The sequence below is a fragment of the Streptomyces sp. MK7 genome (assembly GCF_032658145.1).
GTDB lineage: Bacteria > Actinomycetota > Actinomycetes > Streptomycetales > Streptomycetaceae > Streptomyces > Streptomyces spiralis.
The window spans coordinates 220,514-241,404 of record NZ_JAVACL010000001.1 but is presented as its reverse complement, the minus strand read 5'-3'; the positions used below and the strand labels follow the sequence as shown (position 1 = coordinate 241,404).

Sequence of the window (20,891 nt, the reverse complement as noted above, 5' to 3'; positions counted from 1 at the left end):
GCGGTCCCGTGTACGCGGCGGTCCCCGCGGGCACCCGTCAGAGCGCGGCTCCCAGCCTCGGGGCGCGGACCGCACCGAGGGGGGCAGCACCCGTCCTCACCAGCGGGAGGCAGCATGATCAGCCATCAGCAACTGGTGGAAGAGGTGGCGTCGCGGAGCCGGCTCGACGACACGGAGGCCGCCGACGCCGCCGTGCACCTCGTCCTCGCGGCGCTGAGCAGTCGCCTCGACGGACCGCGCCGGGAGCATCTGCGGCAGGCCGTACCGGCCCATGAACGTGGGGCGCTGGACCGCGGCGGCGCCGCGGCGGCCGGCCCGGCAGCGCGCCTCGACGAACTGCTGGCCGACGTGGCCCGGCCCGTGGGAGCCACCCCGGAGCAGGCGCTGTTCCTGGCACGGACGGTGGTCTGCCGGCTCACGGCCGAGGACATCGGCCTGGCGGCGGACCTGCGCGGCGCCCTTCCCGACGAGTTCGGCACCCTGTTCGCGGAACCCGACTGACGCGGGCCGAGCGCGCCGCCGCCCGCCTCGGCCACCGCTCCCGGCCCCCGCTGGGGCCAGTGCCTGTCGCGGCACTAGGATCCGGGCCATGGCCCTGACCATGACCGACGTGGACCGGTTCGAGGCCTCCAGGCCGCGCCTGGAGGCCATCGCCTACCGCCTCCTCGGCTCCGCGAGCGAGGCCGAGGACGCCGTGCAGGAGACGTTCCTGCGCTGGCAGGCCGCCGACGTCGACCGGGTCGAGGTCCCCGAGGCGTGGCTGACGAAGGTGCTCACCAACCTGTGCCTCAACCAGCTCACCTCGGCCCGCGCGCGGCGCGAGACCTACGTGGGCCAGTGGCTCCCCGAGCCGCTGCTCGCCGGCGACCCGATGCTGGGCCCGGCCGACACCGTGGAGCAGCGCGAGTCGGTCTCGTACGCGGTCATGGCCGTACTGGAGCGGCTGTCCCCCAACGAGCGGGCGGTCTACGTGCTGCGGGAGGCGTTCGCGTACCCGCACCGGGAGATCGCCGGGATCCTCGACATCACCGAGGCCGCAAGCCAGCAGATCCACCACCGCGCCAAGAAGCACGTCGCGGACGGCAAGGCCCGTACCGAGATCGACCGGGCCGCCGCCCGGCGGATCATCGAGGAGTTCCTCGCGGCCGCCACCAGCGGCCGGACCGAGCCGCTCGTACGGCTGCTCACCCAGGACGCCGTCTCGATCGGCGACGGCGGCGGGAAGGTCCCGGCGCGCACCAGGCCGTTCGAGGGCGCGCTCGCGGTCGCGACGTTCATGCGGGGCCTGTTCAAGCCGGGCAAGGCCAAGCAGGCCCTGGTCGGCGGCTCCCCCGAGATCCACGCCACCACCGCCAACGGCGACCCCGCCCTCGTGGCGGTCCTCGACGGCCGGGTCATCGGCGTCATGTGCCTGGAGGTCACCCCGGAGGGCATCGCCGCCCTCCGCAGCCAGGCCAACCCCGACAAGCTCGAACGCGCGACCAGGCGCTGGGCGGCCACCGACCACGGCGAACCCCTGCTCGGCGCCGCCTTCTGACCGATGTGAGGTGCTTCACACCGCGTTCCTGTCAGGAAACCGCGGGCCGCCCGGTTCAGGTGGCGAACCCGCCGAAGACAGGAGCCGGACATGCAGCACCGCATCATCGTCCTCGGAGCCGGATACACCGGAGCCATCGCCGCGGGCCGCCTCGCCAGGCGGCTGCGCCGCGAGGACGTCGCCCTCACCCTCGTCAACGCCGAGCCCGACTTCGTCGAGCGCGTCCGGATGCACCAGCTCGCGGTCGGGCAGGAACTCAAGCCCCGCCCCTTCAGCGAGATGTTCGCCGGCACCGGCGTCGACGTCAGGCCGGCGAAGGTCACCGGCGTGGACGTGGACCGCAGGACCGTCACCGTCAGCGACGTCGACGGGGCCGAGGAGCGGGGGGAGGAACTGGAGTACGACACCCTCGTGTACGCGCTCGGCAGCGCCTGGAACGACCAGGGCGTCCCCGGCGCCGCCGAGCACGCCCACGAGATCGCCTCCCGCCCTGGGGCGCTCCGGCTGCGCGAGCGCCTGGCCGGCCTGGACGCCGGACAGCCGGTGGTCGTCGTCGGCGGCGGACTCACCGGACTGGAGGCCGCGGCCGAGATCGCCGAGGCCCGCCCCGACCTCGGAGTGGCCCTCGCCGCCCGCGGCGGCCTCGGCGACTGGCTCTCGCCCAAGGGCCGCCGCCACCTGCGGAAGGTCTTCGACGGGCTCGGCATCACCGTGCACGAGCACACCGCCGTCACCGCCGTCGAGCCCGACCACGTCACCACCGCCGACGGAAAGACCGTCCCGGCCGCGGTCACCGTGTGGACCACCGGCTTCGCCGTCCACCCGATCGCGAGGGCGACCACCCTGGAGACCACCGACACCGGCCAGATCGTGGTCGACCGGACCATGCGCTCGCTGTCGCACCCGGAGGTGTACGCCATCGGCGACGCGGCCATGGCGACGGGCCCCGGCGACAAGCCGCTGCGGATGTCCTGCGCCTCGGGCGTGCCCACCGCATGGCAGGCCGCCGACGCCATCACGGCCCGCCTGACCGGCGGAAAGCTCCCGAATGTCCCGCTGCGCTACTTCAACCAGTGCATCTCGCTCGGCCGCAGGGAGGGCCTGATCCAGTACGTCACCGCCGACGACCGCGCGGTCCGGGCAGCCCTGACCGGACGGCTCGCCGCCGGCTACAAGGAACTGGTCTGCAAGGGCGCGGCCTGGGGCGTCGCCCACCCGACCCTCCTGCCGACCCGCCGCCGCGGCATCGCGGGCACCCCGACCCGAACGGACATGACACCCAAGGCGACGGACGCGACGGCTGAGGCGTCGGTCTGATTCCCGTGGCCCGGTGGACGTGACGGCCGAGGCGTCGGTCTGATTCCCGTGGCCGGGCGGACCCGACGCCCAAGGTGGCGGCCCGACCCGGACAGCCGGACGGTCGGCCCGGCCAGGCGGACGCCCCCGACACGGGGCGTCCGCCGCCGTCGTGTCCAGGTCAGTCGTTGGCGTGGCGCATGGCCCATATCCCCAGGAACCAGTCCCTGTTCCTCCAGCACCAGCCGACGGCCCCCGCGGCCAGTGCGACAACCACGATCTTCCGTGCCCGCGACATGTCCACCCCTCCCTCTCTCGCACCAGGCTACTGACAGACGGCTCGGCGCGGCCCAACTCGGCGCCTGACAGAGGGATACGGGTGTCATCATGGAACCGCGCGCAAAGCCGCGGGACGAGTTGTCAGCCGAGTCACCCCAGGGGTCGTTGATGGGCAATGAGAACGTGGCGGTCGCCGGAGGGCTGGCCGAGACCATCGAGGCACTGCGGGCCGAGCTGACCGCGGCGATGGCACAGGGCGACGGGCATCCGCTGCGCTTCGAACTCGGGCCCGTGGACATCGAGCTGGCGCTCGCCATCACCCGTGAGGGATCGGGCAACGGGGGACTGCGGTTCGGGGTTGTGTCGTTCGGCGCGGCCGGGAAGGCGGCGGCGGAGACGACACACCGGCTGTCGCTCACCCTCAACCCGGTGGCGGCGCGCGGCGACGGGCCGGTGCGGGTGACGGCGGACGTCGACGGCGAGCCGCGTTGAGGGGGACCCGGCCGTGGCGTTGAGCGCCCAGCGCGTCGCCGAGGTGTTCAATCCCTCGGCCGGTGTGGTGGGTTCGGGATGGTTCGTCGCGCCGCAGCTCGTCCTCACGGTCTGGCACGCCGCCGAGGGCACCACACTCGACGGCGAGCCCCCGCCCGGGAAGCCGCCGCCGCGTCGCCCCCTGTCGCCGGCGGCCCTGGACGAGCTGTCCCGCGACCGCCCGCGATGCCGGGTACGGGCGCTGGCCGACGCCCGCAAGGGGCATTCCTTCCGGGACGCGGTGACCGTGTGGTGGCGGCCGGAGTGCGATGCGGCGCTGCTGCTGGTCACCGACGTCCGGCAGCCCGCGTCGCCGGCCGGATGGGCGCCGACGTACTGGGCCGATCTCATCTCCGCCGACCCGGTCGACGTCACCGCCGTCGGCTTCCCCGACCACGACGTGGTGAGCGGGATGCGCGAGTCGCGGCAGTTCAGCGGGGTCGTGCACCCGCTGTCCGGCGTACGGTCCGGGCAGTGGGTCATCACGACCGGCGCGCTGGCCCGGCCGACCCCGGGCAGCGGCTGGGCGGGGATGTCCGGTGCGGCGCTGTTCGCCGGGGACCGGCTCGTGGGGATCGTCACCGCCGACTCCGGCGGACGCTCCGGACCGGTCGCCGAGCTGCGGGCCGTCCCCGCGGCGGCGTTCGCGGACGACCCGGGCCTGACGGCCTGGATCCGATGGGCCGGCGGAGCGGGCGTATGGGCACCCGGGCGCGTCGAAGAGCCGGAGCCGGGCCGCCGGCCGGCATCGTCGGACACCCCGCCGCCCCGCCGTACGGCCACGCGCTGGAGCTCCCCGGTCCGTGCCTGGCGGCAGCGGCGCCACCGCCCGCTGCTCCCGCCCGAGCTGCTCGACGCCGCGCCCGAGGCCGACGCCGTACGCGACCGCGGCGGCCTCACCTACCGGGCCACCGAACCCGGCGAGCTCGCCCGTGTCTACACCCAGCAGTACCTCGACACGACCACGGACCGCGACGCCCAGGGCCCGGCCGCGTCGCCCTCGGGGCCGTCCTCCGGAGGCGAGGGCCACCATTCCCTCCGGGTCACCGGGCAGCCGGTGTCCGTCGGCCGCCTCCTCGCCGACCCCACGGTCCGGCACATCGTCGTCACCGGCCAGCCGGGCGTGGGCAAGTCCAGCCTGCTGGAGTACGTGGAGGTCACGGCCTGGCGGTGGTGGCGCGGTGCGACCCGGGGCCAGGGGCCCGGCGAGGCCCCCTTCGGGCCACTGCTGCCGCTGCGGATCGCCGCGCGGGAACTGGTGGGCAAGGACTCCCTCGCCGCGGCCGTCCGGCCCCGGGCGCGCGTGCTGCTGGAGGCCGGCCCGCCCGTGCCGGGCGCCCGGGTGCTGGTGCTGGTCGACGCGCTGGACGAGGTGACCAGGCCCGAGGACTGGCGGCAGGTGGTGGAGCTGCTGCTCGCCACGGCCCGGGAGAGCACCGGCGGGCCCGGCATGGAGCGCCGCCTGATGCTGTCCACCCGCGCTCTGCACGACAGCACCTGGCGCGGCCTCACCGGCGTCGGCGTCACGGAGTTCCGTCTCCAGCCGTTCTCCGACGAGCAGTTGCACCGGTTCGTCATGGCCCATCAGACGGGCGGCGCCGACCGGCTCGCCGACCCCGTGATCCGCGAGCGGGCCGGCGTCCGCGCGGCGGAGTTCCTGGCGTACGCGCGCGCGAGCAACGTACTCGACCTGGTGCGGCTGCCCCTGCTCGCGCAGCTGGCGGTCGGCCAGTACTTCGACCCGGGCGGGCAGGCGCACCTGCGGGGCCGCCGCGTCGACCTGTACGCGCGCGCCGTGGCGGAGTTCCTCGGCCGCTTCCCGCAGCGACAGGACCCGTACGAGCCCTGGCTGCGGGACCGCGTCGAGGAACTCCTCGGCCGGCTGCGCGAGCGCTACGCCCGCGACGCACCGGCCCACGCCGCCGTCACCACCGCCCTGCGCGGCTTCCTCGGGGACCTGGCCGACGCGTACCTGCACCAGGGCACGCCGTTGCCCCGGGCCGCCGCACGACTGCTGACCGGCCGGCCGGACGACGACCCGTCGACACCGGCCACGGACGACCGGGCCACGCACCGCACGGACGACCCCGCCACGCACCGCACGGTCGCGGCGCTGCTCGACGCCACCGGCCTCGTCGTCGACGTCCACGGGCCGGATCCCCGTTTTCTGCACCGGACGTTCGCCGAGTACCTGGCCGCGGAGCACTACCGGGCCCGCCTCGGCACCGACCCGGACGCCTGGGGCGACGCCCTGGCCGATGCCGACACCCGCGTGGCCGCGCTGTTCGCCTTCGACCGCCGGCCGGCCGAGCTCCAGCGGGAACTGGTCCGCGGGCTGGCCGCCGACCCCCGGCGGGTGGAGCAGGCGGCGTGGCTGCTCGCGGAGGGCATGTGCGACGACGAGACCCGCGACCGGATCCTCGAGACGCTCTGGCGGCACCCCGACGAGCGGGAGCCGGACACGGCCCCCGTCGTCCACGACTGGCAGCAGACCCATACGGCACTCGCCCACCTGCCCGGGCAGCAGCGCCGCCTGCACGACATGGCGACCGACCCGGACTCCGTACCGGTCGACCGGGTCAACGCCGCGGCGGCGCTGGCCGGCCACCACCCCCGCGGCACCGGGCTGCTGCGCGGCTTCGCCGAGGACCCGTCGTTCCCCCTGCACCTGCGGATCGGCGCGGCGGCCCACCTGGCGCACGCCGACCGGGACGCCGGCACCGCACTGCTCACCCGGTTCGCGGACGACACCACGTCCCGCTACTGCGCCCAGGCCGCCGCCCGGCTCGCCGAGCACGACACGCCCGGCGGCACCGCCCGGCTGCGCGCGCTGGTCGCCAACCCCCACTGCCCCGACCTGGCCCGCGTCGAGGCGGCCCTGGGGCTGCGCGCCCACGACCGGGCCGCCGGAACCGACTGGCTGCGCCGGTTCGCCGCCGACGGACGCTTCTTCGCGGACTGCCGGGTGTTCGCGGCCGACGCGCTGGCCGCCTTCGCCGACCCCGGCGACGAGGAACGCGCCGAGGCGACGCTGCTCCTCGAACGCATCGCCCGCGACGAGCGCGTCGACGCCGGCTATCGCGTCGAGGCGGCCCACCGGCTCGCCCGCTACGACCCCGCCGGCGTCCCCCTCCTGCGCGACTTCGCCGACGGCGCCCTGCCCGGCCGGTACAGCTGCGACGCCGCGGTGCTGCTCCCGCAGCACGACCGCGACGAGGGGGTACGGATCCTCGGCGTCATCGCCCGCGCCACCGGCCAGGAGCCCCAGCACCGGCTGCGGGCGGCGGCCGAACTCGCCCACTACGCACCGGCGGAGGGCGAACCCCTGCTGACCGGGCTGGCCCGGGAGCCGGGCTGGGACGCCGGGCCGCGCCTCCAGGCCGCCGTGCTGCTGGCCCGCCGCGACCGGGAGGCCGGGCTGCGCCTGTTGCGCGAGCACGTCGCCGAGTCGGCCGGGGAGAGCCGGGTGAGCGCCGCGCGCGCCCTTGCGGGCGTGGACCGCCAGGAGGGGCTGCGCCTGCTGCGGGAACTGGCGGAATCCCCGGACGCGGGGCGCTCCGTACGGGTCCACGCGGCCGGTGCCATCGGCGACTTCGACCCGAAGCTGAAGGAGGCCACGCTGCGGAAGCTCGGCGTGGACATCAGGCCGGGCGGATGGTTCTCGGTGTGACACAGCGGGAAAGCGGGACCGTACGAGCGCCGTACGGCGTCGTACAGCGGGCGTCCTACGGCGACGTACGGAGTCCGTACGCGCGTCCGGCCGCCGATGTACACCAACGGGGAGGCGACACAGGGTGATTCCACGCATCAGTGGAGGCTCGGATCCGGCCGGTCAGGCACGCAAGATGGCCCGCAGAGGCGACTGGCGCGGCCTGTGGTGGCAGATCCTGTCCTCACCGCTGCCGCAGGCGGTGGCCGCGGCGGCGCACCTGAAACTCCGCAAGTGGACCCCGCCGTCGGACGCCGACGCCCGGCTCGCCGCCGTGCTCACCGGCATCGACACCAAGGAGGCGGCCCGGCTCGGCGCGGACCTGTTCCGGCGTACGACCGTGCGGCTGCCCACCACGATGGGCTTCGCGAACCCGGCCGGCTTCTGCGTCCGCCATCCCGTGGTGGCGCTCGACACCATGGGCCGCGACCCGCACACCTCCCGTCTCGTCACGGTCGACCGCACGGGCGTACGGAACACGCTGTACGAAGGCCCGGCCCAGCACTGGTCGTTGTGCGCGCTCGACAGCGAAACCGTCATCGCCCGCCGGGAGTTCGACAGCGGCGGCTACCGCGGTGACACGGAGATCGTCGAGTACACCCCCGGCCGCGAGGCCGTCCTCGCCTCGGGAGGCGGGCTGCTGGACGCGGTGGTGGAGCCGACCGCCACGGGGTGGGTCGTGGGCACCAAGCTGCTCGGCGTCGCCCTCGCCCTCGCGGACGGCGAGCAGGAGCAGCTCGATCTGCGGGAGTACGGCCTGCACCGCGCCGACCTGTTCGCGGTCGACGCCACCGGCACCCGGATCGCCTTCGCGGACGGCTCCCGGCTGCTGGTCACCGACAGCCGGCTGCAGCCGCTGTACGACCTCGTGACGGAGTCCGTGCGGCACGGCGAGTTCAACGCGATCACCTTCACCGGGGACTCCATCGTGACCGCCGGCCGGGACAAGGGCCTGTACCGCTGGCAGATCATCGGCGGCCGGATCCGGGGCCTGTACTCGGGCTGGGACTCCACCCCGCGCACGATCTTCCGGCTCAACCCGGTGGCGGCGTGGAACCTGCTGGTGGCGGAGGGCGGCAACGTCAACTACCACTACGACATGGCCACCCTCGAGCGCACCGGCTCCCCGGAGTTCCTGGTGCCCACGGGCCCCGACAACAAGGACGACGACCTGCGCGGCTCGCGCGCCATCGGCAGATTCGCCTCGGCGCCCTACGGACGGCTGGCGGTCTACGAGGGCGGCCTCGCGACCCCCACCCGGGGCCCGGACTCCTTCTACACCACCGTCGTCCAGGACCTGGAGCACCCCCTCAACATCCTGGTGAAGCCGCTCCTCGGCCTGACCCCCGCCGACGCCGACCGAGTCCGCCCCCACCTGGACCCCTCCCTCGGCCCGGCGGCCCCCTACCCCCTCACCCCCACCGAACGCACGGTCCTGGAGGCGGCGGCCCAGGCCTGCGAGTGGGCTCCCCAGGTGACCGGCCGCTGACGGGCGGCCGGGGCGAGGTGAGCGACCGCCGGCCGGACGGGGCGACCGGTGCGGCGCCGCTGCGGGCGCTCTGCTTGGATCAGCCCCATGACCTCCGTCGACGCACCGGACGAAATCCCGGAGACGACACGAAAGAAGAGGGAGCTCGCGGTCTGGTTCGGCGGGGCGTCCCTGGCGTGCTGGTTCTGCTGCCCGTTCTGGATACTCGTCTCCTTCGTCGCACTGCCCATGGCCCTCACCGGCCTCGTGCGGGCCTGCGTGGAGTACCGGGCAGCGAAGTCGGGCCGGGCGAGCGGGCCGCGCGCCGTGGCGGGCGGCGTCCTCTCCCTCCTGGGAGCGGCGGCGGCGATCGCGTACATGATCTTCCTGTCCACCCACCCGGACATTCCGGTCCAGGGGTAGGAGCTCTGGCCGCCCGCGGCCGCACTCGATCAACCGCGCCCCGCTGAGCGTGCTCGCCGCGCTGCTGATCTGCCTGGTCCCCGGGAGCGGAACCGCCTCGGCCCATGGTTCGGTCGTCGGCCCGGCGTCAGGTGCCGGCCCCGGAGATCACGACCTTGGTGCCGACGGCCGTGTGCTTGTACAGCCAGCGGGCGTCGGCCGGGCGCAGGCCGATCAGGCCCAGGGTGGACGGCCGGCGGCCGGGGACGTCCGCCTCGTCGTTGACCGCGTAGATGAAGTGGGGCTCCTGTCTGGGCCCGAGGAACCTCATCACCCACTCGTACTGCTCCACCGCACCGCTCGGCGACGCGTTGAACCGCATGCGCCGGTCCAGCTCGGTGACCCGGCCGCTCGTGTCGTCACGGAAAGGCCTGTTCATGCCGGGCGCGGAAACGGGGAACCTCCGCCCGGCGGCGTGGAGTTCCAGCGCGGTGAGGTCGATCCTGATCTCACGGACGGTCCCGTCGGAAGAGCCGGAAGGGCCGGAAGAGGGGGACGGCGCAGGAGCGGTCGTGGCGGCGGTGGTGGCGGGCGGGACCGCCCGCCGGTCGGTGTGACCCAGCAGGGACATACCGCTGAGGACGGCCGCGCCTGCCACCACGAGTCCCGCGGTGACCAGCCCGGCCCGGCGGGTACGACGGCGCAGCAGGGCCCGGCGCCGTACGAAGGCACCCGAGGCGGGCGCCGGGCGCCGGCCCCGGGCGGCCACCTCGTGCAGCGCGCTCGTCAGCCGGTCGGAGGTCGTCTCGGGGGCGGGCGGGCCCGACGGGTCATGAGGCATTCGTGGCCTCCTTCGTCCCGGTGAAGGTCTCGGCGTCCTGGGGTGCCAGATGGCGGGCAAGGGCGGCCCGGCCACGGGCCAGGCGCGCCTTGACGGTCCCGACGGGTGAGCCGGTCTCGGTCGCGATCTGTTCCACGCTCAGGTCGCACACGTGGTACAGGACGATGGCCAGCCGCTGGGCCTGGGGCAGTTCGCGCAGGGCGGCGACCAGGGCGACATGCTCGGGTCCGGGCCCCGGAGTCTGCTCCGGCGGCGCGTCCTTGCGCACCAGCTCCAGCCAGCGCCGGGCTCGCCGGAAGCGGCTGACGGCCAGCCGGGTGGCGACGGTGCGGATCCAGGCCTCGGGGGCCGCGGCGGCGTCGAACGACCCGCGGCGGTCCCAGGCCCTGACGAACGCCTCCTGGACGACGTCCTGGGCCTCGGCGTGATCGCCGGTGAAGGCGTAGAGCTGGCCGACCAGGCGGGGGAAGGCAGCCGTGTAGAAGGCATCGAACTCCTCCTCGGTCATCGGCCCCCCTGCCACGGTCGCGCGGAGGCGATCCTACGGGGCCGTCGCGGCTGAGCCGTCTCGGGCCGGGGGCGGGGGCCTGCCCGGAAACCGGCCGAAGGCCGATGCAACCCGGTCGAGCCGGCGTACGTACAGCGGATGTCACCACTCACCACAGGGGGAACTCCTTGTCCACGCACCGACCGGCCAGTCACCGCTCTCGCCGCTCTCGCCCCTCTCGCCGTCTCCACGTCGTCACCGCGGCCTTCGCGGCCGCCTTCGCGCTCGCCGCGTCGGCGACCGGCTGCGCGGCCACCAGCTCATCCGCCGCGACGGCGCCCACCCGGTCCGCCGCCGCGAGCGCGCCCACGCCCACCGCCTCACCCAGCCGGACCGCTCCCGTCGTCCCCGAGCCGGCCGTCCTCGCCCGGGCCGAGATCAACATCGGCGAGGGAGCCACGGTCGGTGTCGGCATGCCGATATCCGTCCGGTTCCCCCGCCCCGTTCCGGCGTCCCAGCGAGCCGCGGTCGAGCACTGGCTCACCGTCCGGGCCGCGCCCGCGGTCGGCGGCGCGTGGAGCTGGGTCAAGGACCGCGACCTGTTGGACGGCCGGCGGGTCGACTACCGCCCGCCCGCCTACTGGAAGCCCGGCACCCACGTCACCCTGCGCATAGGCACCAGCGCCGTACGGCACTTCACCATCGGGCGCTCCCTGACCGCGACCGTCGACGTGCGAAGCCACACGATGACCGTCACCGAGGACGGGAAGCCCAGGACCCGTATCCCCGTCACCGCCGGCCGGCCCGGCCTCGACACCTGGAACGGGACCATGGTCGTGATGGACAAGCAGCCCAGGGTCTACATGGACTCCCGCACCGTCGGCCTCGGCGACGCCTACCACGGCTACTACGCCTGGGCCGTCCACATCACGGCGTCCGGCACCTACGTCCACCAGAACCCCAACGCGAACACCTACGCCGGCCGGGCCAACGTCACCCACGGCTGCGTCGGCCTCGCCACCGACGGCACCGCCGAACGCTTCTACCGGCGTGTCATCCCGGGCGACGTCATCCGCGTCACCGGCTCCAAGGAGTCGGTCGCCTCCGGCAACGGCTACGGCGACTGGAACCTCACGTGGTCCCAGTGGCTGGCCCACAGCGCCTCCGCCCACAAGGGGGCGCCCACCGCGGCGAACTGAACCACCCGGACGCCGGCGCGGGTGTGGCAGCCCAGCCGTCCGCACCGTCGCGGTGAGGGCGGCCGGGCGCCGTCGAGTTCAGCGGGCCAGCCAGGTCAGCGCAGTTGTCACCAGGAACACGACGGCCGCCGCGAGCCAGACCACAAGGCGGGCCGGCCCCGGGGACCCGGCCGGCGTCCACTCCCCTCCGCCTCGAGAGAGCAGCGCGTCCGCGAACGCCTGCGCGGTTCGCGGCCGGTCCTCGGGATCGGTGGACAGCGTGGCACGCAGAAGCGCGTCAATGCCGTGCGGAACCCCCGGCTCCCCGGGGGTCACGGGCAACGACGACGCCGGCCCCCGCTCCGCCGTGAGGGCTGCGAGACCGCCCGGACCGAACGGCTTGCGCCCGGTGAGCAGTTCGAACGCCACGACACCGAGGGCGTACACATCTGCCCGGCCGTCGAACCCGCCGTCCTGGAAGACCTGCTCGGGCGCCATGTACGCGGGTGTACCGGTCGTCACGGTCAACCCCGACGCGTCGGCGAGCCGCTTCGCGCTGCCGAGGTCCGCGACCAGTACGGCGGTGTCGGCAGCGGGCGTGTGGCCGGCGTCGAGCAGAAGGTTCGACGGCTTGACGTCGCGGTGGACGACGCCCGCGTCGTGGAGGACCTGAACGGCGTATCCGGCCTCGGCCGCCAGACGGAGTGCCTCCGCGGGCCGGCAGTGCCCGATCTTCTCGGCCAGCGTGCCGCCTCGTATGTAGTCCATGACGAAGTAGGGCCGGTCGTCCTGGACACCCACGTCGTGAACTCGTACGACCCGTGGGCTGGAGATCCTGCGGAGCAGCCTCGCCTCCGCCAGGAACCTCTCCCGCACATCGGCGTTCGACGCCCAGTTGTCGGCGAGCACCTTGACCGCCACATGCGTGTCGAGCCCGGGATCGTATGCCTTCCAGACGGTGGCGAACGAACCGGCTCCCAGGCGGTCCTCGAGGAGGTAACGGCCAAGCTTCCGCATGTGGCACCATTCTGCCCGACGCGCCGGGGCCCGGAACCGCGGTGCTCCGGGCGGGATGCCGGTCAGAGGACGACGGGGGGACAGCGGAGTGATCGAAGAGGACGAGCTGACCCGGCTCGTGGTGTCCGCCCAGGCAGGTGACCGGGCGTCCCTGGACCGCCTCCTCGTCAGGCTCCGGCCCACGGTCATGCGCCGCTGCTCCAGGTTCCTGCCGCACCACGCCGACGCCGAAGAGGCCGCGCAGGACGCCCTGCTGTCCATCAGCACACATCTGCACGAGTACAGCGGGCGGGGCTCGTTCCTCGGGTGGGTGACGGTGATCGCCTCGAATGCCGCCAGGTCCACGTACCGCTCGATGCGCCGGCGCGCGGAGGAGAGCCATGCGGCCGTTCCCGAGGGCGTCGACCCTCGAACGACCAGCGTCATCGCGGGGACCCGCCTGGACCTGATGGAGGCGCTGGCCGCCCTCGAGGAACGGCACCCGGCCCTGGCGGAATCCTTCGTGCTGCGCGATCTCGGAGACCTGACCTATCTCCAGGTCGCCGAGATCACCGACGCGCCCCTGGGCACGGTCAAGGACCGTATCCACCAGGCTCGCCGCTTCATGCGGGACCGCCTCGGCGGCGGCTTCTGAGGCATCGGGGCGTGCCACTCCAACGGCGTCGGCCCGACCAGAAGCCCGGAGGTGCCGCCGTGCGAGCTCGGACGATCGTCGTCATCCTGACGGCAGCCGTCGGACTCGGACTGCTGACCGGGCGGTTCGTCCTGCCCGCTCGCTCCACTGCGACAGTGCCGTCGGGCGCCACGCCGTCCTCGCCGGGCGGCGGCTCCCCGCCGCCGAAGCCCGCCGCCGGACCCATGACGGACCGGCACCTGCTGCCGGCGGCCGAGTTCAGGAAGGCCGGGATCTCCCGGCGCATCTACGTGCGGGACCGCGTCGGAGACGGCAACTACGCCAACGCGGCCTGTGCCGGGGAGAAGACCCTCGAGCAGACCCTGGGAACGCAGGACGCACACTTCCGCGGGCTGGTGACGGCCAAGGACACGGACGACAGCGACCCCACGCTGGCGGTGGACGCCAGGGACCAGGTCGCGCGCGAGGTCGCCGCGGACGCCGGAAGCCCGGCAATGGCGCAGAACTTCGCCCAGCGCCTCCTGCTGGAGGAAGTGCCGTGCCAGACGGAACCGGCCACCCACTGGGTCTACGGGCCGACGCACACGATGGATGTCGCTCCGAGCATCACCGCGAGCTGGATGGGTTCCTACGACGGCGACCTGAACACCACGGGAACCGCGCCCCGGGGCAAGGAGCCGTGCGGAGGCATCGCCGTACTCCGGAACGGCTCGCACTACGGGGTCCTGGAGGTCGATGCCTGCCTGGGCACGGCTGCCATGACACGGATCGTCCGTGCCGCCGTGACCCAGCTCTGAGATCACCCCGACCTCGGCGTCCTGTGTGAGCCGGCTCACACGGTTCGCGGCGAACGGCTGTCCAACATTCCGGGTGCGCGCCGCATCTCCCCAGGTACAGGAAGACGCACACCGCGTCGTGACCACACAGGGGACGAGATGTTCGACAACCAAGCAGCCCGCAAGAAGCTCCCGCGTCGCGGTCGTACCGCAAGGGCGGCAACCTGCGTCGGTGCGGCCCTGATGGCGGCCGGCATCGGCATGCACCCCGCTGCCGCCGCCACGGCCACGGGCTCCGCGGGCCGTCCGGCAACGGCGACCGCCGACAGCTCCCTCTCCGGGTCCCGCCTCGGCTTGGCCGACCTGATCCAGAAGGCCGACTTCTACCAGCAGGGCCTGAACCCGGTCAGCGCGACCGTGGGCATGACCGGGAAGCAGGCTCTCTCGGCGTGCTCCGGCGAGGAGACGATGCAGGCGCTGACCAAGGGGAAGGCCGGCGCCTACGCCGACGTCACCTGGACCTTCGACACCAAGGACACCCTGCTGACCGAATCCGTCGCGGAAACCTCCACCACCACGTCGGCGGCCTCCTACGAGAACCGGCTCGACCGGCTGGTGCGCAGCTGCCAGGACGAGCCGGCCGGCCACTGGTACTACGGCCAGGGGCATGCGATCACCCTCAAGACCGGCCAGGGCCGGTGGTACCCCGCCTTCAACGGAGACGGCGAGGCCGCCGGTGGCGTCGCGGTCATCCGCAGCGGCCACAGGTTCGGCATCGTCGGCCTCTCCGGCCAGCCCAGCGACGACCCCGGCTACATGGAAGGCATCGCCGCCATCGCCATCAACCGTCTGTCCGCCTGACCTGGCGCACGGCCCCGCTCCTCCCTCCCTCTCCTTCCTCCTCCTTCCCTCTCCCCCTTCTCCCGCCGTTCCCCGCTGGGCGTGTCCCAGCGGGGAACGGCGCACTCGGGACAGGGCGAAGCCGCCGGACCGGATGGGCCGGCCGCACCCGGGCCGGGCAGGGGCTTCGTCGCCTCCCGGGTGCGGTCTCGGCACACCGCCCGTTGTCAGCCGCCCGCGATGGTGGTCTGCCTCTTCTGCATGGGGTGCTCGTCGGCGTACCTCACCAGGTCGAGGAAGCGGGAGTCTCCGACGGCCGCCAGCAGCTGCTCGTTGGTGACGGGGGCGGAGGCCCTTGCGTCCAGGTCCGGTTCGACGGCGAGGTCGATGTCGCTGTGTCCGTAGCGGAACCGGACGTCGGTGCGCATGGTCTCGGGCGAGTCGGTGAGGACGCGGAGCGAGGTGGCCTTGATGCCACCCGGCAGAGTGGCCTGCTCGCAGCTTCCGCCCTTGGCGGCGAGAGCGGCGGAGGGGCAGGGCCTCGAGTCCGGGCCGTCGCCGGAGGGCCGTACGGAGAAGACGATGGTGAACACCTTGCCGTCCTCGGTCTGCCCCTGGTAGCGCGACACGTCGAGGTCGACCGGCCGGATCAGGCCGACAGAGTCCGGCAGCAGCTTGTCGAGGAGGACAGACGCATGTTGCTGGAACTGCGCCCGCCGTTTCCGCTCGGCGGGGGGCAGGTCGGCCACGGACCGTTCGTCGTCGCTCGTGGGGTCGATGTGAACCGGCGTTCGGTAGGGCTCCGGCCGGACCGATTCGGGTGACTCGTGCGGTGAGGGCGTGCGGCTCGAGGCAGGCCGGACCGTCCTTCCGGCGCCGCCTCCGACGGCTAGCGTCTGGGAGCCGAACACCACTGCCCCGGCCACGCAGGCGACCCCGGCGGCGATCGTGAGACGGACACGCGCCCTGCGGCGCCGGCCCTGGGTGACCGCAGCGGGCACCAGGTCGTGGACCGACGGCAGTTCCGCCACCGTACGTTCCATCGCATCTCTGACCAGCAGCGCGTTCCGGCGGTCTGCTTCGGGCATGTTGGCTGTCATGGCGGTTCCTCAGCTCCCCGTGGCGTAGGTGTGGGCCTCGCCCAGTTGGGCGCGCAGCTTTGCGAGGGAACGTGAGCACTGGCTCTTGACGGTGGACTCGCTGCACTTCAAAAGCTCGGCGACGGACTCGACGCTCTGGTCCTCCCAGTACCGCAGCACGACCATCGCCCGGGCCCGGGGCGGCAGTCCGGCCAGTGCCGACATCAGCGTCACCCGCACATCGGTGTGGTCGGGCGCGGGCCGGGGGTCGGGGCGCGAGTGCGCCAGCAGGTCCCGCAGCCGACGCCGCCGCTCGGCCAGGTAGGTGCGGGCCAGCACGGTCCTCGCGTAGGCCTCGATGTGGTCGGCGGCACTCGCCCGCCGCCAGTGCTGGAACAGCTTGGCGAGCGTGGTCTGCGTCAGGTCCCGGGCCGTCTCCGGGTCCCCGCACAGCAGGTACGCGGTCCGGTACAGCCGTCTCTGACTCGCCCGTGCGAAGGCCTCGAAGCTCTCGGGCGCCTGGGATCCCTGCGGCGCTGCGGAGCCTCGGCCGTTCTCCGGCATCTGCTCTCCTTTCCGGGCCCTGTCGACGAGCCCTGCCCTGTCACCCCTCTTCAGAGCGCTGCCGAACCCTAAAGGTTGAAACCGAATTCGCCCTCCCCCGGCGCGCGTTCCTTGCCCACACACCCGGGGCGGTGTCCGTCGCCCTGCCTCGATCACCGCGGACAGCCAAGAGGCCCGGGTCTGAGGCCCGGGCCTTCTTCGTGGAGTGCGGAGATCAGCCCTTGAACCGCGTTGTCGATGGGTGCGGCTCGTCTCGAGCGAGTCAGGCGTGCTGTCTCGTGGGGGTGGTGCCGCTAGGCGGAACCGGGGGTGCTGGTCGGCAGGGCCTGCTGATAGAGCGCCACCAGCACACCGTGCACGGGCTGGTCCTCTGTGCTTTCCTCCGCCTCGTCGACCAGTCTGGCGAGGGCCTCGCCGAGTTCTCTCGCCCGCGCAGGGTCAAGACGCAGGTGGCGCAGTGTCAGGTGGGTCTCGGCGGGTGAGCGGTCCAGCTGGCACCGATGCTGTTTCCGATGGAGTGGGCCGCCGAACCGCTGAGCGCCGCGCTCACCCTGGCCTCCCGCGCCAGGCGCTGATCGTGGACCTTCGCTCCAACCGGGGCGGCGACCCGGACACGGTCGCCTTCGTCTGCAGCCACCTGCTCGACGAGCGCACCCACCTCAACACCATGTACTGGCGCGGCGGCGAGCGCAGCGAGCAGTCCTGGAGCCTGCCGCACGTTCCCGGCAGGCGCTTCGGTGGCAGCAAGCCGTTGTATGTGCTGTCCAGCGACAGCACCTTTTCTGCCGCTGAAGAGCCGGCGTACGACCTCCAGCAGCTCGGCCGCGCCGTAGTCGTCGGCGAGCGCACCCGCGGCGGCGCACATCCGTGCGAGGGCTGGACCGTGCACCCACACCTGGAAGCCACCGTCCCCGTTGGCCGCGCCATCAACCCCGTATCCAGCACGAAACTGGGAGGGCACCGGTGTGCAGCCGGACATCCCTTGCGCCGCTGCTGACTCCCTCGACCGCGCGCACGCGCTGGCCCTCGCCCGACTGGCGGGCTGACCCGGTCCAGCTCACCGGTTCGCGAGATCCTCGCCGGAGCCGACCCGGCCTGAGCCAGGGCGAACCGGAACCACGCGGGTCAACTCCGGCCACCGCAACCCGACCCGATACGTGACGAGATCAGGATCCTGGTGGAGGGCCTGATCGCCGAGACCGTGGTCTCACCAGCTGGGCGTGTCCCCGTCGGCTCGCGCGTCCCAGGCCGGTGTGACCGGGCGCGCGTCGTGGCAGGTGAAGCCGAGACGGATCAGTGCCCGGCGCATCTCACTCGTCGTGATGTCACGGCGGTCCAACTTGGTGATCACTGCGCCCACCTGCATCACGGGGTACACGCGGCGGTCGACGGTCACGGACACGCCGGTGACGGGTTCGGGCGTGATGCCGCTCATGGACTGTTCGACCTCACTCTTGGTCAGGTCGAAGGGGTATCTGGCGATGACACAGCGCATGGATGTCTCCACAGGGGTGGGGAAGAGCACGGGAGAAGCCGACCGCGCCACGCGGCCGGACGACGGTCAGGGCGTGAGAGCGAGGACGCCCAGGGCGTAGCCGTGCTCGTCGATCACGGGGGACGCCTCCAGGGTCCGGGCCCGCATGGCGGTCTCCGCCTCGCCGAGTACGGCCAGGGACGAGGTGAACGGCCCGCGGTCGAGCGGGATGTCCCGCAGCCGCGTCCGGTCGCTGAACCACGAGCCGCCGCGGTGCGCGACGAGCTGGGCCCGGGTGACCAGCCCCGCGCACCGCCCGTCCTCGTCCCGGAGGAGCAGATGCGGGACACGCGCACCGATGAGCACGGACAGAGCCACGTCGACCGCCATGTGGTCGTCGACCTGCGGACCGGGAGCGTGCATGGCGTCGCGGGCGGTCGGACCGGTTCCGTCGGCGGTGCCGGCCCGCAGTGTTCTGGGTGGGAACAGCGTCAAGGGCTTCTCCTTCTCATCGGGCGGACAGGACGGGCGACGGCTCGTCCCGACCGCAGGGAGCGCTTCCCCGTGCTCCGGCTAGGGGTTGTTCCTCCGGACAGGCCGACGGATCCGGGCGGCGGCCCGGTCGCCCACGCCGGGGCCGGCGCCCTGGCCGTTCGCTCCACGACCGGTTGTCCGGCGGTTCTTCCCATGGCCGACGGCCCGGTCCCTGCGAGGCCGGCCGTTGGATCCCTTGTCCTCGCCTCGGCCGTCGACCGGTGCGGTGAGGACGACGGGTACGCCGGAGGGGCTCCGGGCGCCGGTGATGCGGTGCAGCTCGGCCTCTCCCGGGCGAATCCGGGCGGTACGCGGAGTGATACCGGCGTCGGCCATCAAGCGGTCCACCGTCCGGCGCTGGTGCGGAAGGACGAGGGTGACGACGGTTCCGGACTCGCCGGCCCGTGCGGTACGGCCGCCGCGGTGGAGGTAGTCCTTGTGGTCGCCGGGAGGGTCGACGTTCACGACGAGGTCGAGGCCCGCTACATGGATCCCGCGGGCCGCGACGTTGGTGGCCACCAGGGCCGTGACGTGGCCGTCCTTGAACTGGGCGAGCGTCCGGTTGCGCTGTGGCTGGGATCTGCCTCCGTGAAGGGCGGAGGCACGCACACCGACGGACAACAGGTGCTGGGTCAGCCGGTCGACGGCGTGCTTGGTGTCCAGGAACATGATCACTCGCCCGTCACGTGCGGCGATCTCGGTCACGGCGGTGTCCTTGTCGGCGTCGTGCACGTGCAGCAGATGGTGCTCCATCGTGGTGACGGCTCCCGCTGACGGGTCGACCGAGTGCACCACGGGGTCGTGGAGGTAGCGGCGCACCAGGAGGTCGATGTTGCGGTCCAAGGTGGCCGAGAACAGCAACCGCTGTCCGCGGGCGGGAACTTGGCCGAGCAACGCGGTCACCTGCGGCATGAACCCCATGTCGGCCATCTGGTCGGCTTCGTCCAGGACGGTGACGGCGACCTGGTCGAGCCGGCAGGCTCCCCGCTCGATGAGGTCGGTGAGGCGGCCGGGCGTCGCGACGACGACCTCGGCGCCGCCGCGCAGAGCACTCGCCTGGCGGCCGATCGACATGCCGCCCACGACGGTGGCGAGCCGCAGCCGCAGGGCGCGTGCGTAGGGGGTGAGCGCGTCGGTGACCTGCTGGGCCAGTTCCCGGGTGGGGACGAGGACGAGGGCGAGCGGCTGTCGGGGCTGGGCGCGCTGCCCGTCCAGGCGGGCCACCACCGGCAGGCCGAAGGCGAGCGTCTTGCCCGAGCCGGTACGGCCCCGGCCCAGGACATCGCGGCCGGCCAGTGCGTTGGGCAGCGTGGCGGCCTGGATCGGGAAGGGAACGGTCACGCCCTCGGTACGGAGCGCGGCCAGCAGTCGTGCGGGCATGTCCAGTTCGGCGAAGGTCTCGACCGCTGGCAGTGGCTCGGTGAGAGTGACCGGCAGGGCGAACTCCTGTCGGCGCGGGGTGGAGCGTGCGCCCTGGCCGTTCTTTCGCAGGGTGTCCGGACGGGGGGCCTGGCGGCCCGTCTCCTGGGTACGGAAGCGGTTGCCGCGGGCGGATCCCGCCGATCGCGTGAACCTTCTGTCCGCGCGGAGACCACCGGAAGTGCCGCCGGTGCGGCGGGTGCGGTTCATGGAGGAACCTTCCTCGATGCGGCGTATCGAGGAATTCCGTCCAGCGGTGATGGCCGCACGAAGTTCGCAAGAATGAGCCGTAGAAAAAGAAAATCCGGATATCGCGGCGCTGAAACCGGTACGGTCGGCGGTCAGGGAAATCCGGAAAAGCAGGTAAATCAATGAGCCGGGGCCCGCACCCCAAGAGCGCGGGCCCCGGCCACATGATGTGCGAACCACTGGCTCGCGACGGTTCGCGTCAGCGTCAGGCGGGAACGATGTTCTCGGCCTGCGGGCCCTTCTGGCCCCGCGTGACGTCGAAGGTCACCTTCTGGCCTTCCTGAAGCTCGCGGAAGCCCTGGGTGGCGATGTTCGAGTAGTGGGCGAAGACGTCCGGGCCGCCACCCTCCTGCTCGATGAAGCCGAAGCCCTTTTCCGCGTTGAACCACTTCACGATGCCAGATGCCATATGAATCTCCCTTGAGGGGCAGTACCGGACTCCGCACTTTGCGGAGCCGAGTCGCCGCAATGATCACCCCTCCGGACAGATCCGGAAAGCTCTGCAAAGAAAAAAATTCTCTGGCAATCAAAACTGCAACTGCTATCACGTTAACACAGGCCGGATGTAAACGGCCAT

At 72.9% G+C, this 20,891-nt stretch carries 21 protein-coding genes; 12 read left to right on the top strand and 9 right to left on the bottom strand.

Going from position 1 to position 20,891, the window contains the following annotated elements:
* Positions 1 to 114: 114 nt before the first annotated feature.
* The 7 genes from R2S09_RS01055 to R2S09_RS01025 all read left to right on the top strand — a co-directional run bounded on the left by R2S09_RS01055 (position 115) and on the right by R2S09_RS01025 (position 9,243).
* Positions 115 to 501, top strand: a complete 387-nt coding sequence (locus tag R2S09_RS01055) for a DUF2267 domain-containing protein (protein WP_189898427.1) — start codon at positions 115 to 117, stop codon at positions 499 to 501.
* 88 nt (positions 502 to 589) lie between these two features.
* Positions 590 to 1,537: an RNA polymerase sigma-70 factor gene (locus tag R2S09_RS01050; RefSeq protein WP_306184772.1), complete on the top strand. Its 948-nt coding sequence runs from the start codon at positions 590 to 592 to the stop codon at positions 1,535 to 1,537.
* Between the two features lie 90 nt (positions 1,538 to 1,627).
* On the top strand, positions 1,628 to 2,854 hold the full coding sequence (locus tag R2S09_RS01045) for an NAD(P)/FAD-dependent oxidoreductase (protein ID WP_306184773.1): 1,227 nt from the start codon (positions 1,628 to 1,630) through the stop codon (positions 2,852 to 2,854).
* Positions 2,855 to 3,280: 426 nt separating this feature from the next.
* Positions 3,281 to 3,604: a trypco2 family protein gene (locus R2S09_RS01040; RefSeq protein ID WP_306184775.1), complete on the top strand. Its 324-nt coding sequence runs from the start codon at positions 3,281 to 3,283 to the stop codon at positions 3,602 to 3,604.
* Between the two features lie 13 nt (positions 3,605 to 3,617).
* Positions 3,618 to 7,313: a hypothetical protein gene (locus R2S09_RS01035; protein ID WP_316739246.1), complete on the top strand. Its 3,696-nt coding sequence runs from the start codon at positions 3,618 to 3,620 to the stop codon at positions 7,311 to 7,313.
* A 175-nt stretch (positions 7,314 to 7,488) separates the two neighbouring features.
* Positions 7,489 to 8,841: a hypothetical protein gene (locus R2S09_RS01030; RefSeq protein WP_306184779.1), complete on the top strand. Its 1,353-nt coding sequence runs from the start codon at positions 7,489 to 7,491 to the stop codon at positions 8,839 to 8,841.
* A gap of 87 nt (positions 8,842 to 8,928) precedes the next feature.
* Complete coding sequence (locus tag R2S09_RS01025; protein ID WP_306184780.1) at positions 8,929 to 9,243, top strand: hypothetical protein; 315 nt, start codon at positions 8,929 to 8,931, stop codon at positions 9,241 to 9,243.
* Between the two features lie 127 nt (positions 9,244 to 9,370).
* Here R2S09_RS01025 and R2S09_RS01020 read toward each other — a convergent pair whose 3' ends face one another.
* Together R2S09_RS01020 and R2S09_RS01015 are read right to left on the bottom strand one after the other, a co-directional pair.
* Positions 9,371 to 10,063, bottom strand: coding sequence for a L,D-transpeptidase (locus tag R2S09_RS01020; protein WP_306184782.1), 693 nt, complete (start codon positions 10,061 to 10,063; stop codon positions 9,371 to 9,373).
* The gene (locus R2S09_RS01015) at positions 10,053 to 10,571 is read right to left on the bottom strand and encodes a SigE family RNA polymerase sigma factor (RefSeq protein WP_306184783.1); all 519 of its coding nucleotides are present in this window, start codon (positions 10,569 to 10,571) and stop codon (positions 10,053 to 10,055) included. Before R2S09_RS01015 ends, R2S09_RS01020 begins: the two co-directional genes overlap by 11 nt.
* 167 nt (positions 10,572 to 10,738) lie before the next feature.
* On the opposite strand from R2S09_RS01015, the gene R2S09_RS01010 reads away from it, so the two are divergent.
* The gene (locus tag R2S09_RS01010; protein ID WP_316739242.1) at positions 10,739 to 11,749 is read left to right on the top strand and encodes a L,D-transpeptidase; all 1,011 of its coding nucleotides are present in this window, start codon (positions 10,739 to 10,741) and stop codon (positions 11,747 to 11,749) included.
* A gap of 78 nt (positions 11,750 to 11,827) precedes the next feature.
* Here R2S09_RS01010 and R2S09_RS01005 read toward each other — a convergent pair whose 3' ends face one another.
* Positions 11,828 to 12,745: a serine/threonine-protein kinase gene (locus R2S09_RS01005; protein WP_306184785.1), complete on the bottom strand. Its 918-nt coding sequence runs from the start codon at positions 12,743 to 12,745 to the stop codon at positions 11,828 to 11,830.
* Between the two features lie 88 nt (positions 12,746 to 12,833).
* Between R2S09_RS01005 and R2S09_RS01000 the strand changes: the two genes are divergently transcribed.
* The 3 genes from R2S09_RS01000 to R2S09_RS00990 all read left to right on the top strand — a co-directional run bounded on the left by R2S09_RS01000 (position 12,834) and on the right by R2S09_RS00990 (position 15,016).
* Positions 12,834 to 13,379, top strand: coding sequence for an RNA polymerase sigma factor (locus tag R2S09_RS01000; protein WP_306184787.1), 546 nt, complete (start codon positions 12,834 to 12,836; stop codon positions 13,377 to 13,379).
* 59 nt (positions 13,380 to 13,438) lie between these two features.
* Positions 13,439 to 14,176 carry a hypothetical protein gene (locus R2S09_RS00995; protein ID WP_316739239.1) on the top strand — a complete coding sequence of 246 codons (738 nt, stop codon included), beginning with the start codon at positions 13,439 to 13,441 and terminating at the stop codon, positions 14,174 to 14,176.
* A gap of 138 nt (positions 14,177 to 14,314) precedes the next feature.
* A complete protein-coding gene (locus R2S09_RS00990) occupies positions 14,315 to 15,016 on the top strand; it encodes a hypothetical protein (protein WP_316739237.1) in 702 nt (233 codons plus the stop codon).
* A 206-nt stretch (positions 15,017 to 15,222) separates the two neighbouring features.
* On the opposite strand, the gene R2S09_RS00985 is transcribed toward R2S09_RS00990, so the two are convergent.
* Together R2S09_RS00985 and R2S09_RS00980 are read right to left on the bottom strand one after the other, a co-directional pair.
* On the bottom strand, positions 15,223 to 16,095 hold the full coding sequence (locus R2S09_RS00985; RefSeq protein WP_316739235.1) for a hypothetical protein: 873 nt from the start codon (positions 16,093 to 16,095) through the stop codon (positions 15,223 to 15,225).
* A gap of 9 nt (positions 16,096 to 16,104) precedes the next feature.
* Positions 16,105 to 16,638: a SigE family RNA polymerase sigma factor gene (locus tag R2S09_RS00980; RefSeq protein WP_306184794.1), complete on the bottom strand. Its 534-nt coding sequence runs from the start codon at positions 16,636 to 16,638 to the stop codon at positions 16,105 to 16,107.
* 577 nt (positions 16,639 to 17,215) lie between these two features.
* On the opposite strand from R2S09_RS00980, the gene R2S09_RS00975 reads away from it, so the two are divergent.
* Positions 17,216 to 17,635 carry a S41 family peptidase gene (locus R2S09_RS00975; RefSeq protein ID WP_316739232.1) on the top strand — a complete coding sequence of 140 codons (420 nt, stop codon included), beginning with the start codon at positions 17,216 to 17,218 and terminating at the stop codon, positions 17,633 to 17,635.
* Positions 17,636 to 17,845: 210 nt separating this feature from the next.
* Here the strand turns inward: R2S09_RS00975 and R2S09_RS00970 are convergent, their stop codons facing one another.
* The 4 genes from R2S09_RS00970 to R2S09_RS00955 form a co-directional block, all read right to left on the bottom strand.
* The gene (locus R2S09_RS00970; RefSeq protein WP_316739230.1) at positions 17,846 to 18,133 is read right to left on the bottom strand and encodes an SCO5918 family protein; all 288 of its coding nucleotides are present in this window, start codon (positions 18,131 to 18,133) and stop codon (positions 17,846 to 17,848) included.
* Between the two features lie 66 nt (positions 18,134 to 18,199).
* Positions 18,200 to 18,607 (bottom strand): CBS domain-containing protein, encoded by a 408-nt coding sequence (locus R2S09_RS00965; RefSeq protein ID WP_372337626.1) that lies wholly within the window; start codon positions 18,605 to 18,607, stop codon positions 18,200 to 18,202.
* A gap of 78 nt (positions 18,608 to 18,685) precedes the next feature.
* A complete protein-coding gene (locus R2S09_RS00960; RefSeq protein WP_316739228.1) occupies positions 18,686 to 20,275 on the bottom strand; it encodes a DEAD/DEAH box helicase in 1,590 nt (529 codons plus the stop codon).
* Positions 20,276 to 20,519: 244 nt separating this feature from the next.
* The gene (locus tag R2S09_RS00955) at positions 20,520 to 20,723 is read right to left on the bottom strand and encodes a cold-shock protein (protein WP_030173795.1); all 204 of its coding nucleotides are present in this window, start codon (positions 20,721 to 20,723) and stop codon (positions 20,520 to 20,522) included.
* Positions 20,724 to 20,891 lie beyond the last annotated feature (168 nt).

Excerpts from the sequence above, each read along its gene's own strand:
- R2S09_RS01055 (WP_189898427.1), top strand. The coding sequence starts at position 115 with ATGATCAGCCATCAGCAACTGGTGGAAGAGGTGGCGTCGCGGAGCCGG.
- R2S09_RS01050 (WP_306184772.1), top strand. The coding sequence starts at position 590 with ATGGCCCTGACCATGACCGACGTGGACCGGTTCGAGGCCTCCAGGCCG.
- R2S09_RS01045 (WP_306184773.1), top strand. The coding sequence starts at position 1,628 with ATGCAGCACCGCATCATCGTCCTCGGAGCCGGATACACCGGAGCCATC.
- R2S09_RS01040 (WP_306184775.1), top strand. The coding sequence starts at position 3,281 with ATGGGCAATGAGAACGTGGCGGTCGCCGGAGGGCTGGCCGAGACCATC.
- R2S09_RS01030 (WP_306184779.1), top strand. The coding sequence starts at position 7,489 with ATGGCCCGCAGAGGCGACTGGCGCGGCCTGTGGTGGCAGATCCTGTCC.
- R2S09_RS01025 (WP_306184780.1), top strand. The coding sequence starts at position 8,929 with ATGACCTCCGTCGACGCACCGGACGAAATCCCGGAGACGACACGAAAG.
- R2S09_RS01020 (WP_306184782.1), bottom strand. The coding sequence starts at position 10,063 with ATGCCTCATGACCCGTCGGGCCCGCCCGCCCCCGAGACGACCTCCGAC.
- R2S09_RS01015 (WP_306184783.1), bottom strand. The coding sequence starts at position 10,571 with ATGACCGAGGAGGAGTTCGATGCCTTCTACACGGCTGCCTTCCCCCGC.
- R2S09_RS01005 (WP_306184785.1), bottom strand. The coding sequence starts at position 12,745 with ATGCGGAAGCTTGGCCGTTACCTCCTCGAGGACCGCCTGGGAGCCGGT.
- R2S09_RS00990 (WP_316739237.1), top strand. The coding sequence starts at position 14,315 with ATGTTCGACAACCAAGCAGCCCGCAAGAAGCTCCCGCGTCGCGGTCGT.
- R2S09_RS00985 (WP_316739235.1), bottom strand. The coding sequence starts at position 16,095 with ATGACAGCCAACATGCCCGAAGCAGACCGCCGGAACGCGCTGCTGGTC.
- R2S09_RS00980 (WP_306184794.1), bottom strand. The coding sequence starts at position 16,638 with ATGCCGGAGAACGGCCGAGGCTCCGCAGCGCCGCAGGGATCCCAGGCG.
- R2S09_RS00970 (WP_316739230.1), bottom strand. The coding sequence starts at position 18,133 with ATGCGCTGTGTCATCGCCAGATACCCCTTCGACCTGACCAAGAGTGAG.
- R2S09_RS00960 (WP_316739228.1), bottom strand. The coding sequence starts at position 20,275 with ATGAACCGCACCCGCCGCACCGGCGGCACTTCCGGTGGTCTCCGCGCG.
- R2S09_RS00955 (WP_030173795.1), bottom strand. The coding sequence starts at position 20,723 with ATGGCATCTGGCATCGTGAAGTGGTTCAACGCGGAAAAGGGCTTCGGC.